Below are 13,544 nucleotides of genomic sequence, written 5' to 3'. Positions count from 1 at the left end.
GTCAATTGACGGCCGAGGCCTGAGATGGAATGTGAGACGGCGAAAATGATAAAGCCGGCCTTTACACCAAACGGCAGGTATCGCGTATTGGTTTGGGCGCGTCTGATGTCAAGAACCTGCCGCGATGATTTCATGGAGACCTCCCCGTGCGCTGACCCCGCCCGATTTTGCTCCTTTCCTCGTGCGGTTTCGACAGTTGGCGTGTTACGTGGGCGCTTTCATGACGGGCATGGCCGTTTAAGGGCGGTGATGCCGTCGTTCATGTATGTGGTGCCACGCTCGACAGCTCGCGGGCAAACAGCGGCGTTGTCGTCAAACAGAGCGTCCGTAAGACTGCGCGTTTAGCGCCCGTCCTGAATTGAAGACGAGACGGTGGCCAGTCGGCTCCCTGCAAACGGGTCTTGCCGCCAGTCAACCTTCCCGGACCGGCAGCGGGCGCCGATTGCGCCGCGCCGGCTACGCCGAAATGCTCGACTGATTGGCCCGCGCTGATGGCCTGCTTAAGCCATTGGGGCATCTCCCCCTCGCCCGACCACGTCTCTCCTGTTGCATTGCGATATTTTGCCGACTGCTGCTGGATTTGGTCTTGGGCTATTACTGCTGCGACGTCATCCAGCTCAATTCCGAATTCCGCCTTTCTACGGCGCAGGTAAGCGACAATGCTGTCTCGCTTTCGCTCGTCCATTGAGGTTTCCTCGTTATGACGATATTGCGCCTATCTGGGCGCCTCGCTGGTACGCAAACTCTGCGGCTAGATAGAGAACAACACCAACGATAAGCTGCCCATATGGTCTATCGTTCAATAGCCTATTCCTGTTGTTATGTGGCATAGTGCGGCCATTGCAAACCAACGGGGGGAAAGAAAAATGACCACACTTGATAAGGTTCAAGCTCAAATCGCAAAGCTCCAGGCTCAGGCAGAAGCGCTGGTTGCAAAACAGTCTTCTGGCGTAATGGCGAAGATTCGCGACATCATGGAGAAACATGGGCTGACGACTGCCGACATCGAAGCGTACGTCAGTGGTGCCAAGAAGCGCGGACCGAAGCCGGGCGCGAAGGCCGCAGCCAACGCAGCAAGCCCGGTAGCGAAATACCGGGACCCGAAGACTGGGGCGACGTGGACGGGACATGGTCGCGCGCCTGGATGGATTGCCAACGCCAAGGACCGGACGAAGTTCCTGGTTGATGCGACCCGCGCGACTGCGAGCAAACTGAAGGTTTCAGCCAAGGCGCCTGTCAAGGCTGCTGCGATGGGCAAACTGCCACCCAAATACATCAATCCCAAGACCGGCGAAACTTGGAGCGGTCACGCCCGCCCGCCGGCTTGGATTGCAAATGTCAAAGACCGCAGTAAATTCCTGATTGCAGGTGGCGCTGAAGTGACTGTTGCTGCGACGACGGGTACTGTGAGCAAGGCGACGGCTGCGGCAAAGAAGGGGGTATCGAAGTCGGGCGGTGCGACTGGTGGCAAGGGTCACTCGAAAGGTCCGCAGCCAGCAAAATATCGCGACCCTAAGACGGGTGCGAGCTGGAGCGGACGTGGTCCGGCGCCTGCGTGGTTGGCTGGTGCGAAAGACCGCAGCACGTTTCTGATTGATGGCGCCGGCGCGGCGGCCGATGTGAGTGCTTCGACCGAGACGAAGCCCTCGGCCAAAAAGGCAGTTGCCAAGAAGGCCGTCGTCAAGACGGTCGCAGCGACAAAGACCGCACCGACGAAGAAGGTTGCGGTGAAGAAAGTGGTTGCCAAGAAGGCCGTGAGCGCGAAGGTGCCGGCGAAAAAAGCGCCGCGCCAGAGCGTGGCCGTGCCCGCTCCGGTGGCCGCAGTCGAGTCTGGCGCCGAGTTGACGACCTAAACGTAGTTGTCAGATGCCCGGTGGAAGAGCGATTTTCTGGTTCCATCGGGTACACCGAGCCGACGGCGTTTTATTGCGCCTGTGCTGCCTGACGTTGAGCGGCTTGCTGTTGAGCGTGCTGCTTCGCAAGGTGTCTGCCGACCATGCAGCCACCGACCGCACCAACGACCGCATGGTGTCCAGCATAGTGACCGGCCACACCGCCAACGACCGCGCCTTTGAGGCAGCCAGCAGCGTTTGCCGTTCCGATTGTTGCCAAGGCCAGCGTCGTTGCAATCAGGGCTATTTTTATCGGGCTAGCTTTCATTCGAAGGTGCTCTGAGGTTGTGTTTTGGGGATGAGGTTGCTTCCGGCGTCGCTTCAATAGCCACCCCAGCGACCGCGCTCACGCCACTCGTGCTCACGCCATTCCTGGCGGCGCCATTCCCGTTCACGCCACTCACGACGCTCGCGCCATTCGCGAGCCCGCCAGTCGTCGTAACCGCCATAGGCGACGGCGACAGGCGCGGGACCATACACCACGGGAGGCGGGGGTGTGTACACGGGCTCTGCCGGCGCATACACCACCCCGGGAACGCCCAATCCAATGGCGACGTCCACGTGCGCCGATGCTGCGGTCGATGCGGCCAAGACCGCAACACCAAGGACCGCGCCAAGAATTTTCTTGTTCATCTTCGCTACTCCTCACACGTTGAATGCAATGTCAGTGACCACGGCTCGAAGTGTAGGAGGGGATGCTAGACACAGGTGAAACGGCCTTGCGAGATTGGTAACGCGACATTACTGGCGACAGCGCACCAAGGGCGGCGCCGTTCGGCCCTGCAGCGGCGACGGGTGGCAGTTGACGGGGTACCGGAGTGGCCGCAGCCCCGTGCCGGTATCGTTGGCTAATGCCAAGGACCGGACGGCATTCTTGATTGCAGGGGCGGACGAGGGCGCGAGGGCGCCGAGGGCTGCTGCGGCCAAGAAGGCTGCGAGAAGAAGGCGGTCGCCTAGAGGGTTGCGGCGAGGACGGGTGCTACGACTGCAGAGAAAGCGCCGAAGAAGGCTGCAGTCAAGCAAGTTGCGGTCAAGAAGACCACGGCGAAGAAGGTCGCCGCCAGGAGGGCGGCCCCGGGTACGGCCGCGAGTCGGCACGGGCTCCCGTGACAGCATCCTTCACATACTGTGGCATCACATTTGCGATTCCGGCATTGTTTCCGATGGTCAGCGAAACCGGTAGGGTGGTCGCCGCGGCAGGGAACGTATATCCGGTGCCTATCGCGAACAACAGGTAGGTCTGAGGTGGTGATGGAGACGAACAGATTGACGCCAGTCACCTTGCCGCGGTAAACGTAAGCCAGCCGGCAAGCGGATGCTCAGCGCGCCAATTTTCAGCGTGACGGGCTGCGTTGTCGGACTGACGCCGGTGCTCCGGGCACCGAGAGTAAACGTTTCAACGCTCGCAAAGGCCGAGAGTTTCGGCGCCAGATAGAGCGCCGTGTTGAATTTTGCGAACTGAACAACGTCAACCGCGACGTATATCCGTGTTCCGTCGGGGCTGGCCGCTACCGACCACGGCGCATTGTCGACGGAAATCTGGGACGTGACCGTATTCGAGCCTGTGTCGATAACATCAACAAAGCCCGCAACTCCGTTCAGGTCGGTAGCGAAAGAACCTTGCCGTCGGGGCTGACTGCATCGGCCCAGAAGCGGTCCACCTCGGTAATCTGCGCGATTTTCGAGTTGCTCGCCGTATCCAGGACATGAATGCGCCGGCGCATGCGAAATGGGCACGCCCGCCGTCAGGTGAAATTGCGAGACCATAACATTGGTTCAGGCTCGCTATCGGAATACCTGCTTAGGCCCCCGGAGACATTTCACATGCTCGAGTCGGTTCTGGACAGTGCACGCGAAGCTGTCTGCATCATCTCGGCGGAAGGGCGCCTTGATTTGATGTCCCCGCTAACGCGGGAATGGCTTACGCAGGGTGTGCATCTTCGCGTGCGGCGCAACGCTTTGCAGCACGCAGACCAGAGTGCGCATCAACGTTTTCTGGCAACCGTGGGTGCCGTTCCGGGCGATGGCACACCCCGGTGGACCGTATTGCCGGGCAAATGGGGCGAGACCTACCGCATTCGCATCGCGCGGGCGCCGCATACCGTCGGTATGAGCGTCGGTCCCAGAGCCATTTTGCGCATTGAGCGGCGAGACATCTTTTCCGTTCCGGACGAGACCATTCTGCGGGAGACGTTCGGTCTGACGCTTGCCGAGGGGCGGGTGTTCCGTCAACTGATTGCAGGTCACGATGCGGCCGAATGTGCCGTTGTGCTAGCCGTTGCCATCGGCACGGTCCGCAAGCAGATTGCCTCGGTCCTGAATAAAACCGGATGTAATCGTCAAAGCGAACTGGTACGGCTGTCGGCGTTGCTGTAAGACCGCAGTCCATCCATCGGGTTGGTGATATCCGTATAAGCAAGTGCCCTCGCTGACACAGCCAGTACGTCTGCGCAGGATGCGGTATCCGAAACAATTGTATTCGACTACACGCTGTTTTTCTGTTCAGCTTGCTAAACTAACAGTTCGCCAACCACACAGCCACACATCAATCTAAAGCTGCAAAACAAACCCTTGACAATTTGATGCTCATAGAAGGCATTGGACAGTCGTCTCCTGGTGACGGAATGATACGAATTCAATACGTTGTGGTGGAATCTGAACACTGTCTCCAGTTACCTGCGCGCGACGATGGATGAAGAGCTTGCCGACGTGCTCGCGAGCTTCGGCGTGGCGGCGTCGCGAGCCATCAATTTCCACGTCGTCAATTCGCCTGCGCGGAGAGCGTGCAGAAGTTGGGGAGGTAGATTTCGTCAGGATTCCATGGGTTACGGCATGGCTGCTCGGTCTGTCCAGTCCGTTGGCCGGCGCCCGCCGGCCGACGCTGGCGCGGTGCATTTGGAATAACCCCTGTCGGCAGTCTTGAACGTTGAGATGCGACGGGGCGAGAATTCCCCGTTCAAAACCGCAACCCTGACCTGTGCCATGCAGTGCGCTCCTTCGTCTGTCCACCGCATCTGTCGCTTCTTGGCCATACGGTAGCTGACGACCTGGTTTACCGCGGACTCGGCGATACTGCTGCTGATCGGCAGTCCCTTACGATGCCGCGCACCGTAGTTGACCAACGTGCCCGCGTTCTTCTACCGCATCCTGCCCGAGGTTGACCAGGGATCGCGGTCGCAACCCGCAAACGGCGCAAGATCGGCCGGCCGGACAGCGCGCATCGCGCCGCCGGCGGCCGGCTTCGCAGTGCGGACTCAGCCTCGCTGCGCGAAGATCTTCCAGGTCTTTTTCTGCGTCGCTGTGTCGGCCGTCTCATGCACCGGGCAATCCAGCCGCAGGTCCGTATCCGCCATCGACAGGTCGAGCAGCGCGCAGTGGTGCGGCGTCTTCTTCGGATGCTTGCCCGGTTCGAAGTGCACGCACGTCACGCACATCCGGTGCGGCGGAATATGATCCTGAACCTCGAGCTGGCGCACGGTCTTCAGCAGCGTGCGATAGAACAACGATTGCTCTTCGTCGCGCAGCGTGCCGACTGCCTTGGCGAGGAAGTCCGGCCATTGCGAGGCACGCTTCGCGGCGGTGCGCCCGCGTGCCGTCAGGCGCAGGGCGAGTGCGCGTCCGTCATCGAGTGCGCGGCGCTTTTCCACGAGGCCCTTGGTTTCCAGCGTGCTCACGGCATCGCTCGTGGTCGCGGCTGTCAACGCGGTTTCGCGTGCGATTTCGCCGAGACGCATCGGCCCCTTGCGCTGCATCAGCAGCACGAGGATTTCGCCCTGGGTAGGCGTCAGGCCCGCGCCTTCCGCCCACTCCCATGCCTGGCTCCGCATCGCCGTGCTGAGTCGCAACAGGGTGTGGGTCACCCGCCCGGTTGCCTGCTCTCCGTATACGCTTTCGCTCATAGTCTTTCGTTCGTTGTTGACAGTTTGTCCCTGTCCGTCGACATCCGGCATGCAATGCCGGCGCGCGGACAGTCTGTGGGACAGCGTAGCCGGACACCAGGCACGCCGATTCCTGCTATCTCAAAAATATCCCGTGGTTCCGGCGCGTCCCGCAGGAATCCCAACTCTCCGTGTTTCGCCAAGAGCGTTTGCCTTGAGGCAAGCGGCTTGCCGTGACCGTCGCGGCGAAAAATGACATTCTATGCGAGAGCAGAGAATCGCACAGCTAATTATCCCGCAATCTGGCGATAACCACGGGATACGTAGATCGAAAGGGAAAGGATGGCGACGCGTAAATCGTGCCACCCGGATTCGCGGTGCTACGGATTCGTCCGCGCGAGTCTGGCATGTATTGCTGTCTGGCGACAAACACGAGGCGGCATTTTTCCCAGGCGGTTGTGGAGCTTACGGCCGGTCTCCGCATCGCCGCGCAATACATCGGAAACTGATGAGGAATGCATGAAATGGGTCTTTTTGCACGAGTCGGGTACCACCTTCCAGTTTGGCGCAGCGGCGGCTGTGGCCCAGGCAGCCCCTCTCGCGGCGCGACGCTTCAGGTCACATCTGACGGCGCGCGTGCAGAGAGCGGCAGTTGCAGCCCGGCCCCCGGGCGAGCAATCAGGTGCCCTGCCGTGACGACCTGAAATGTACGGCCGGCGGCGTCGCGGCGAAAGGCGCATGGCGGGCATGGGAACCGGCATGTTGTCTGCTGTTTGGCCGGCGTGAGCCGGATAACGATCCAGTCCTGTACGAGGCAAGCCGCACCTTGACGTGGGGAGATTGCGCGAGCGCATGAGGGTGACGATGCATCTGGGTGCTTGCATAGTACCTGCGCGGCGTGACAACGGGCGTCTCGTCGCCATCAAGCCAACGGCGAATCGTGACGAGGTCGGTGGAGCGTGCACGTGATGAGCGCGCGCCGAGCAGCGCGATGATCAACTGGCCATCTGGCATGTTGACGTCGACCACGATGCATCGTCCAGCCTCGCGCGTGTCGCCGGTTTTCGCGAGCTGAACGTCCCAGTCGGACTGCTGGACGACCGGGTCGGTGTTGCGATAGAACCTCGTTCTGCTGCCGATGACTTCTTCATAACGCGGGAGCGTCGTAAATGAACCGATCACCGGATAGTGCGACGCGGCAGCCGCCATTTTCACCACGTCACGCGCCGTAGACAGATTGTCCGGCGAAAGTCCGGTCGGATCGTCGAAGTGTGTGCTCGCCATGTGCAACGCGCGTGCCTTTTTGTTCATCGTCTGGATGAACGCGGGCTGACCGCCCGGGAATGCGCGCGACAGCGCGGACGCCGCGCGATTCTCGGACGACATCAGCGCCAGGCGCAGCATCTCCTCCCGTTCGAGCGAGGCGCCGACCGGGATATGCGATCCCGAGTGCTTGAGCCGGTCGACGTCGGCGCCGTCGATAGTCAGTGTCTCTTCCATTGCCTGGGCTCCGTCCAGCACGACCATCGCTGACATCAGCTTGGTGAGCGACGCGATGGCCTGAACGTCGTCAGGATTCTTCTGAAGGAGGACTTCTCCGCGCGCGACGTCATAGACGATTGCGCTGCGGGAATAAAGGAAGGGCACGTCAGCCCGTGCCGCCAGCGCCGTGGCGCCGAGAAGCAGCACGCAAATGATTCTCTTCATGACATTCACACCGTCGGGCTGCAATCAGGCAAACAGGGGATGACGGTCCAACGTGCAGGATCGACTCCAACATCTAAACTTTAGTTGCTCTCTGCAGGAATGAGCGTGTGAAAGAGGACAGAAAATTTGTCCGTGGAGGTCATGACCATGAAGTCATTTTTCTTTGCTGCCGTCGCCGTATCGGTGCTGGCCACTCCGGCTGTGTCGCTAGCCCAGCAATCCGGTTCGCCGGTTACGCGTGAGCAGGTGAAAGCAGAACTGATGCAACTCGAACAGGCCGGCTACAACCCGATCAGGCGCGATCCTCACTATCCCGACGACATTCGTGCCGCGCAGGCACGCATTGCCACCCAGGACGGCACGGCGGCGGGGCCGACGGGCTACGGCCCGGCGGCTGGTGGATCGTCGCAATCGGGTGTGCCCGGCAACTGAGGGTGGGGGCGGAGATCATGGGCGTCGAACACGCGGGCCCGGCACCGACATGGCCCGCTTCATCGCGCCACCGGTTCTCCCGTGCCATCGACAGTTGCCGTCTCCCGGCGCGGCGCTCCTCTGCGCAGGTTGCTCACAGCCAACCGGCTTCCCATCGTTGCCGAAAGGAGGTCCTCCGCGCATGCGCTGCTCGTCGCAGTGCACGCCAGTGTACTTCCCGGTATCGCCCGGTTCATCCTGAGTGGCCAGATTGCATGAAGGCCCGTGCGCCTCAGGCAGAAGCAAAAAAGCCCCTCGGACTTCCGTCGCGAAGGGGCTTCCTTTCCAGCGGCCCGGTTTAGAGCGCAGCGTCCTTCAGCTTCTTCAGCGGGCGCACTTTCAGACGCACCGAAGCGGGCTTCGCGGCGAACCACTTGTCTTCACCCGTGAACGGGTCCTTGCCGAAGCGTTTCTTCTTTGCCGGCACGTCCTGAGCAACAACCTTCAGCAGACCCGGCAGCGTGAACTCCTTCGCGCCCTTCTTGTGGACCGACGCAAGCACCGTTTCTTCCAGTGCGGCCATCAAGGCCTTCGCGGCTTTCGGCTCGACACCTGCGCGCCCGGCAAGGTGGATGGCGAGCGAAGCCTTCGTGAACGAATCCTTGATGGGCTTCAGCGGCGCGGCAGCGACCGCCTTCTTCGTGACAGGGGCTGAAGCCTTCTTCACCAGGGGCGTCTTCGCCTTTTCGACCGGAGTCACCGCCTTCTTCGGAGCCGTTTTTGCTGCAGCTTTCGTTGCACTCGTTGTTGCCATGGATTCCTCGTCTTTGGTCAAAGGTTGGCCTGAGACCTTTGCCTTTGCGCAGTCACCGACAATACGCAAAGGTCCAAATCCTCAGGCTGGCGCTAGCGTAGCAACACGGATGTGAATCTGCAACGGGCGAGGCCCGAAAACAGGGGGATTGGCGCTGTGGTAACGCAGAAACAACGACCTGTACCCCTCCGGAGAAGGCCGCGCCCACGAAAACGGCCATACGAAAGGGTTTGAAGCACGGACGGCAGGAGCCAACCTCTCGTGCGAGTCCCGCGTCGGGTGTGCTGGGGTTCGCCGCGTGGACGGTTGCTGTTGTCCGCTATCGAGTGTTCCATCCGTACCACGCCATCCCCAGTGGCGCAGCATTTGCCGCCTGTCGGTCAAAGCGTCCGGGGTCTCGTAGTCGACGCCCAGTCCAGTCAAGATACCTTCCCGCTTCCTCCGAGGTTGAGTCCCCCTGGATGCAGGCGGTGAGCGCGACCGTGAGGTCGATTGTGTTACGCAGCATTTAAATTGGTCGTCAGCTGTTTTCGATGCGTTAGTGGAAGCGCAGGAGCGAGCAATCTGATCAGGCGTGGGTGAGGTTGATTGTGCATAGGTCGGAACGACGGTGAACGATGTGCCAGGTGGTCCCTGGAATAAGAAGGTCGACCCGTCAGGGTGAGGTTCGATCGTGCATTCCTTCATGCCAGGATTCCTTCAGAGGGCGGGAGGTCTTGGATGAGCGACAGGAACACCGAGGTTTCGTTATTACCGTCAGCACCCGGGACCATCGTGCGGTCGGATCGACCGTGACGTTGTTGATCGAACGCGCGCTCAGGGATCTCAGGGATGGAGACATCCGCGAAGCGCCTCCTGTACCCAAGCCCGAGCGCTATCAATCCCCGCACTCGGGTCCGGCAGCGGTCAGCGAGGCGATGGACCGCGCCAAAAGCGCGATCGATGAGGCGCTCGGCCCTCGTGACCCGTTCGGAGACTGAGCCGCGTGCGGCGGTTCCGCGCACACGACGATGTAGAAAGGCATGGCGGAAGGCAAAGAAATAATCGAGACGCACGGCGGGTTCGTGATAAGTGTGCTGGCGATCGCCAAATCGTCCCCGCACCCTCCAGGGTACATCGCGTTTGGCTACGCAGCTATGTTGCATCGTCCCGATGCGGACATACGCATGGCCGACCAAAAGGTGGATTTCTCGCGTCCGGTGGCCGATATTCCGAGGGTCAAGATGCCGGGCAGGCAGGTTTTGATGAAGGGCGATCGAACATTGGGATGTTCGCATGCCTGGTATGGGAGGGCTTGAACTTCAACACCGACTGCGCACGGGGCATTTTAACGTGCCAATAATTTTTACCTCTGCTTACGGTGACGTAAGAATGACTGTTGATGCGATGAAGGCCGGTGCTTTGGATTTTCTAAGCAAACCATTCCGTAGTCAGGACATGCTGGAGTCTGTTGAATCTGCCCTCGAATACGACTATCGGCGTAGAGAGACGGATCGCAGACAAAAAGAACTTCTTGCCCGGTATTTATCCCTTACACCCAGAGAGCGAGACATATTGGCTCTTGTGGCCAAGGGATTAATGAACAAGCAGATTGCCTCCGAACTGTGCCTCAGTGAAATAACCATCAAGGCAAACAGGTCACATCTGATGCAAAAAATGAGAGCAAAGTCAGTTGCGGAACTGGTCAAAATGGATATTTGAGAGAGGTCGCTCAAAATCAAGAGAAGTATTCGGTCGTACACAGCGGGAATCCAGTCATTAACAATTCATCGCCCGGCACGGGTAGGGCCGTTTTAGAGCGAAACGGAATGCAGCTTACCGCGTGCGCGCGTCTTCGCAGCGATAGCGCTGGGTGAGATCCGACGCTGCAGTGTGGCGGGTTCTTATCGCGCTTTTTCTTGCGCTACATGTTGTCTCGTTGAATCCGAATACGGAGTAACTGTTCCCGGCTCAATTCGATACCTAGGTATGTTGATCAGATTCTTATGTGGTATGTGGAAACTCTTATAGATAATGGATTTCCGCGGGCCTCTGTCTATCATTAAAGCGTAGATAAAGCTTAGATATTCGTTCTTGGGAGGGAGGGGTTCCTAGCTGTACCTTGTAGACCTTATTCGTGTTTGTTTAATCGATGACGATGTGCTTTCATATCGAGGGTATTACCATGTCTTGCTCTTTGCACCGTTGGATTTTTATTGGCTCCAACGCTTACGATGAATACGTTTTCGTGCCGTGGCTTAATAGAAATGTTTATCTTCGGACCGTCGATCTATGCCGTGTTTGCGTTCAATAAACGCTATACAGGTGTCACCGACAACGCGACGGCGGCGCGATCTGTATATGCGTGTCGCCGTCGCGTTAGGGATGAAAAGTCACCCGATGCAGCGTTCTGTTGTGAGCCAGGGCTCTCATCGGAATTCAATGTGGACCGGACCTCAATCAAATCGACAGGGTTGCGGCACAGGTCGAGGCCACAGTCGGGAACGTGCAAGGCGTCACGTCAGCTCTTGCCGAGCGACTGAATGGCGGCAGGTACATCGACGTCGACATCAACCGTCACGCCGCCGCACGCTATGGGCTTTCTGTCAGTGATATCCAGTCGGTCGTGTCGTCGGCAGTCGGGGGCGAAAACGTCGGCGAATTGATTGCGGGACGCGAGCGCTTTCCCATCAACATTCGATATCCGCGCGAGGTACGCGATTCGCTCGAGAAGCTTCGTCAGTTGCCGGTGGTCACTGACCGGGGCGCACAGATTCAGCTCGGCGATGTCGCTGATATCCGGATTGCCGACGGTCCGCCGTCGATTCGCAGCGAAAACGCTCGGCTCTCAGGGTATGTGTACGTCGATATCCAGAACGTGGACCTGCAGTCGGCGGTGAAAGCGATGCAGCAGACCGTGGCGAAAAAGGTCACGCTTCCGCCGGGATACTCGATTACCTGGTCAGGCCAGTTTGAGTACCTCGAGCGCGCGGAGGCGAAGTTGCGAACCGTCGTTCCGGTGACGCTCGTGGTCATATTCGTGTTGCTGTTCCTCACGTTCAACTCGTCTGCCGACGCGCTCCTTCTGATGTCGACGGTGCCATTCGCGCTGGTCGGCGGGTTCTGGTTCATCTGGATACTGGGTCATGCGGTGTCGGTCGCGACTTCCGTGGGATTTATCGCGCTCGCGGGTGTAGCGGCTGAGTTCGGCGTCGTCATGCTGCTTTATCTGAAGGGCGCTCTGAACCGGCGACTTGAAGTCGGTGAGTTTCTTGATGAGGCCACACTGCTCGACGCGATCCGTGAAGGCGCTGTGCTGCGGGTACGGCCGAAAGCCATGACGGTTGCGGTCGTGCTCGCTGGTCTTGTTCCCATCATGGTCGGCCATGGAGCAGGCTCCGAAGTAATGCAGCGCATCGCCGCACCTATGGTTGGCGGGATGGTGACCGCGCCCATCCTTTCGATGTTTGTCATTCCCGCAGCCTGGTTCCTGTTGCAGCGCCGTCGCGTTGCACGAAGCCAGGACACCGGGTTTTCTCATGTAGTACCGTCCGGCGCAAAAGTGCCATCAACTGAAACAGGAGAACTTTAATGAAGAAGATGATCGTCGCGTATACGGCTTTCGCGGCCGTGGTCGCCGCACCCGCATTCGCAGATGATGGTATGGCTGGAATGAGTATGTCAGGAAAGCCTTCCGCAATGAAAGCACCGTCCGGCGCAGCGATGACTGATGCCGAGGTGAAGAACGTCGATGCCGCTGCGGGTATGGTCACGCTGAAACACGGGGCGCTCGAAAACGTCGGGATGCCGCCGATGACCATGGCGTTCAAGGTGAAGGACGCTGATATGGTCAAACGGGTTCACGAAGCCGATAAGGTCAAAGTGCGCGTCGAGAATGTCAACGGAACATTGACTGTTGTGGCGATGGAAAGGCAATTGTGATGCGGCGCTGAAACGGTACCCGCGGACTGACCGCCGCAGGTTGGTCCGCGGGTACCGTTCTTCGAACGAGGGACAGTGGCGGGGCGTATGCACGAGGTTGGCCTGCAGCGAGATGCATCAGTGTTGCCTGCTGGTGACGCGATCGCAAAAAACGGCGATCACATCGGTTTTTCTTCCGTGAAGCGGAAATCGAACTCGCTTTAGCGTCAGACGCTCGTCTCAAAGAAGTCCGAAGGCATTAACAACCCGTTCCAGAGATCACAAGACGCCGACGTACTCGCCTCGCGCCGGATAATCATGCTCGATCGCGAAATCGAGAGCGTGCAGCAGTTCCTCAAAATTAGGGCGTACGAAAGGTATCGACTGCACGGAAAGATAAAAGATCGTCCGGTCGGCACGCACCAGAAACAGGCCAGACTCGAAGAAGACCTCGAGCTCTTCGATTCCAATGGATGACTCGCCGCGAGACGTCGAGATAAAGAGCCCCCATTTCCTGGCTTCGGTCAGCGGAAGTCCGTAACCGATGCGCAAATGATTAGCCGCAATCTTTTTCTGCATTCCTCTCGCGCGAGCCTTGCTATCAGAACTGATGGCAATCGTCGTGACGCCTCGTTCAGCAAATGCCGGCGTGAGGCGCTCCAACTCCTGCAGATATGCTGCGCAAATCCTGCAGTGGAAACCTCGATAAAAATAAATCAACGTCATTCGTCTAGGCTTCTGAGAGGCTAGATCGAACGAACCGTGATTCACGGTATCAACGACAAGCGAGGGTGCCGTTCGACGCGGGACAAGCATGGCACAGCTCCTTTCCTACAGATAATTCGCGCGTGCTTACGCAAAGGCCTGAACGTCGAAGCCCCGGTGGTCAGCCCTCCTGGCATTCGCCAGACGGGCGATCAGGCGTGTGGCAAGGCCGCAAAT

13 protein-coding genes and 3 pseudogenes are annotated in these 13,544 nt (G+C 59.2%); 8 read left to right on the top strand and 8 right to left on the bottom strand.

Going from position 1 to position 13,544, the window contains the following annotated elements:
* Nucleotides 1-341: 341 nt before the first annotated feature.
* Nucleotides 342-685, bottom strand: a pseudogene (locus C2L64_RS48630) (H-NS family nucleoid-associated regulatory protein).
* A 181-nt stretch (nucleotides 686-866) separates the two neighbouring features.
* On the opposite strand from C2L64_RS48630, the gene C2L64_RS48625 reads away from it, so the two are divergent.
* Complete coding sequence (locus tag C2L64_RS48625) at nucleotides 867-1,853, top strand: H-NS family nucleoid-associated regulatory protein (protein WP_103154308.1); 987 nt, start codon at nucleotides 867-869, stop codon at nucleotides 1,851-1,853.
* Between the two features lie 70 nt (nucleotides 1,854-1,923).
* On the opposite strand, the gene C2L64_RS55495 is transcribed toward C2L64_RS48625, so the two are convergent.
* A complete protein-coding gene (locus C2L64_RS55495) occupies nucleotides 1,924-2,160 on the bottom strand; it encodes a hypothetical protein (RefSeq protein ID WP_103154307.1) in 237 nt (78 codons plus the stop codon).
* A gap of 53 nt (nucleotides 2,161-2,213) precedes the next feature.
* On the bottom strand, nucleotides 2,214-2,525 hold the full coding sequence (locus C2L64_RS48615; RefSeq protein WP_103154306.1) for a hypothetical protein: 312 nt from the start codon (nucleotides 2,523-2,525) through the stop codon (nucleotides 2,214-2,216).
* Nucleotides 2,526-3,716: 1,191 nt separating this feature from the next.
* On the opposite strand from C2L64_RS48615, the gene C2L64_RS48610 reads away from it, so the two are divergent.
* Nucleotides 3,717-4,268: a helix-turn-helix transcriptional regulator gene (locus C2L64_RS48610; protein WP_103154305.1), complete on the top strand. Its 552-nt coding sequence runs from the start codon at nucleotides 3,717-3,719 to the stop codon at nucleotides 4,266-4,268.
* Between the two features lie 572 nt (nucleotides 4,269-4,840).
* Here the strand turns inward: C2L64_RS48610 and C2L64_RS55490 are convergent.
* The 3 genes and pseudogenes from C2L64_RS55490 to C2L64_RS48600 form a co-directional block, all read right to left on the bottom strand.
* Nucleotides 4,841-5,026 (bottom strand): annotated as a pseudogene (locus C2L64_RS55490) (ISKra4-like element ISBte2 family transposase); the annotation flags it as partial.
* Nucleotides 5,027-5,146: 120 nt separating this feature from the next.
* Nucleotides 5,147-5,791, bottom strand: coding sequence for a MarR family winged helix-turn-helix transcriptional regulator (locus C2L64_RS48605; protein WP_103154400.1), 645 nt, complete (start codon nucleotides 5,789-5,791; stop codon nucleotides 5,147-5,149).
* 657 nt (nucleotides 5,792-6,448) lie between these two features.
* Nucleotides 6,449-7,477, bottom strand: a complete 1,029-nt coding sequence (locus C2L64_RS48600) for a serine hydrolase (protein ID WP_244212286.1) — start codon at nucleotides 7,475-7,477, stop codon at nucleotides 6,449-6,451.
* Nucleotides 7,478-7,624: 147 nt separating this feature from the next.
* On the opposite strand from C2L64_RS48600, the gene C2L64_RS48595 reads away from it, so the two are divergent.
* Nucleotides 7,625-7,909 carry a DUF4148 domain-containing protein gene (locus tag C2L64_RS48595; protein ID WP_103154398.1) on the top strand — a complete coding sequence of 95 codons (285 nt, stop codon included), beginning with the start codon at nucleotides 7,625-7,627 and terminating at the stop codon, nucleotides 7,907-7,909.
* Nucleotides 7,910-8,246: 337 nt separating this feature from the next.
* Here C2L64_RS48595 and C2L64_RS48590 read toward each other — a convergent pair whose 3' ends face one another.
* Nucleotides 8,247-8,702 carry an HU family DNA-binding protein gene (locus C2L64_RS48590; RefSeq protein ID WP_103154304.1) on the bottom strand — a complete coding sequence of 152 codons (456 nt, stop codon included), beginning with the start codon at nucleotides 8,700-8,702 and terminating at the stop codon, nucleotides 8,247-8,249.
* A gap of 791 nt (nucleotides 8,703-9,493) precedes the next feature.
* Here C2L64_RS48590 and C2L64_RS48585 point away from each other — a divergent pair.
* The 5 genes and pseudogenes from C2L64_RS48585 (at nucleotide 9,494) to C2L64_RS48565 (ending at nucleotide 12,623) form a co-directional block, all read left to right on the top strand.
* On the top strand, nucleotides 9,494-9,682 hold the full coding sequence (locus C2L64_RS48585) for a hypothetical protein (protein WP_244212285.1): 189 nt from the start codon (nucleotides 9,494-9,496) through the stop codon (nucleotides 9,680-9,682).
* 42 nt (nucleotides 9,683-9,724) lie between these two features.
* Nucleotides 9,725-10,000, top strand: coding sequence for a hypothetical protein (locus tag C2L64_RS48580; RefSeq protein ID WP_103154302.1), 276 nt, complete (start codon nucleotides 9,725-9,727; stop codon nucleotides 9,998-10,000).
* Nucleotides 9,978-10,403 carry a response regulator transcription factor gene (locus C2L64_RS48575; protein ID WP_103154301.1) on the top strand — a complete coding sequence of 142 codons (426 nt, stop codon included), beginning with the start codon at nucleotides 9,978-9,980 and terminating at the stop codon, nucleotides 10,401-10,403. Before C2L64_RS48580 ends, C2L64_RS48575 begins: the two co-directional genes overlap by 23 nt.
* A 724-nt stretch (nucleotides 10,404-11,127) precedes the next feature.
* A pseudogene (locus C2L64_RS48570) lies at nucleotides 11,128-12,273 on the top strand (efflux RND transporter permease subunit); the annotation flags it as partial.
* Entirely contained in the window at nucleotides 12,273-12,623 is a 351-nt protein-coding gene (locus C2L64_RS48565) for a copper-binding protein (RefSeq protein WP_103154300.1), read from the top strand. The pseudogene C2L64_RS48570 and the gene C2L64_RS48565, both read left to right, overlap by 1 nt.
* Nucleotides 12,624-12,881: 258 nt before the next feature.
* Here C2L64_RS48565 and C2L64_RS48560 read toward each other — a convergent pair whose 3' ends face one another.
* Entirely contained in the window at nucleotides 12,882-13,418 is a 537-nt protein-coding gene (locus tag C2L64_RS48560; RefSeq protein WP_086909102.1) for a redoxin domain-containing protein, read from the bottom strand.
* Nucleotides 13,419-13,544: the final 126 nt, after the last annotated feature.

Origin of the sequence: Paraburkholderia hospita (genome assembly GCF_002902965.1) — a bacterium.
GTDB lineage: Bacteria > Pseudomonadota > Gammaproteobacteria > Burkholderiales > Burkholderiaceae > Paraburkholderia > Paraburkholderia hospita.
The sequence above is the reverse complement of the archived record's forward strand: the minus strand, read 5'-3'. Positions and strand labels throughout refer to the sequence as shown.

Excerpts from the sequence above, each read along its gene's own strand:
- C2L64_RS48575 (WP_103154301.1), top strand. The coding sequence starts at position 9,978 with ATGCCTGGTATGGGAGGGCTTGAACTTCAACACCGACTGCGCACGGGG.
- C2L64_RS48615 (WP_103154306.1), bottom strand. The coding sequence starts at position 2,525 with ATGAACAAGAAAATTCTTGGCGCGGTCCTTGGTGTTGCGGTCTTGGCC.
- C2L64_RS55495 (WP_103154307.1), bottom strand. The coding sequence starts at position 2,160 with ATGAAAGCTAGCCCGATAAAAATAGCCCTGATTGCAACGACGCTGGCC.
- C2L64_RS48565 (WP_103154300.1), top strand. The coding sequence starts at position 12,273 with ATGAAGAAGATGATCGTCGCGTATACGGCTTTCGCGGCCGTGGTCGCC.
- C2L64_RS48605 (WP_103154400.1), bottom strand. The coding sequence starts at position 5,791 with ATGAGCGAAAGCGTATACGGAGAGCAGGCAACCGGGCGGGTGACCCAC.
- C2L64_RS48600 (WP_244212286.1), bottom strand. The coding sequence starts at position 7,477 with ATGAAGAGAATCATTTGCGTGCTGCTTCTCGGCGCCACGGCGCTGGCG.
- C2L64_RS48590 (WP_103154304.1), bottom strand. The coding sequence starts at position 8,702 with ATGGCAACAACGAGTGCAACGAAAGCTGCAGCAAAAACGGCTCCGAAG.
- C2L64_RS48580 (WP_103154302.1), top strand. The coding sequence starts at position 9,725 with ATGGCGGAAGGCAAAGAAATAATCGAGACGCACGGCGGGTTCGTGATA.
- C2L64_RS48560 (WP_086909102.1), bottom strand. The coding sequence starts at position 13,418 with ATGCTTGTCCCGCGTCGAACGGCACCCTCGCTTGTCGTTGATACCGTG.
- C2L64_RS48610 (WP_103154305.1), top strand. The coding sequence starts at position 3,717 with ATGCTCGAGTCGGTTCTGGACAGTGCACGCGAAGCTGTCTGCATCATC.
- C2L64_RS48625 (WP_103154308.1), top strand. The coding sequence starts at position 867 with ATGACCACACTTGATAAGGTTCAAGCTCAAATCGCAAAGCTCCAGGCT.
- C2L64_RS48595 (WP_103154398.1), top strand. The coding sequence starts at position 7,625 with ATGAAGTCATTTTTCTTTGCTGCCGTCGCCGTATCGGTGCTGGCCACT.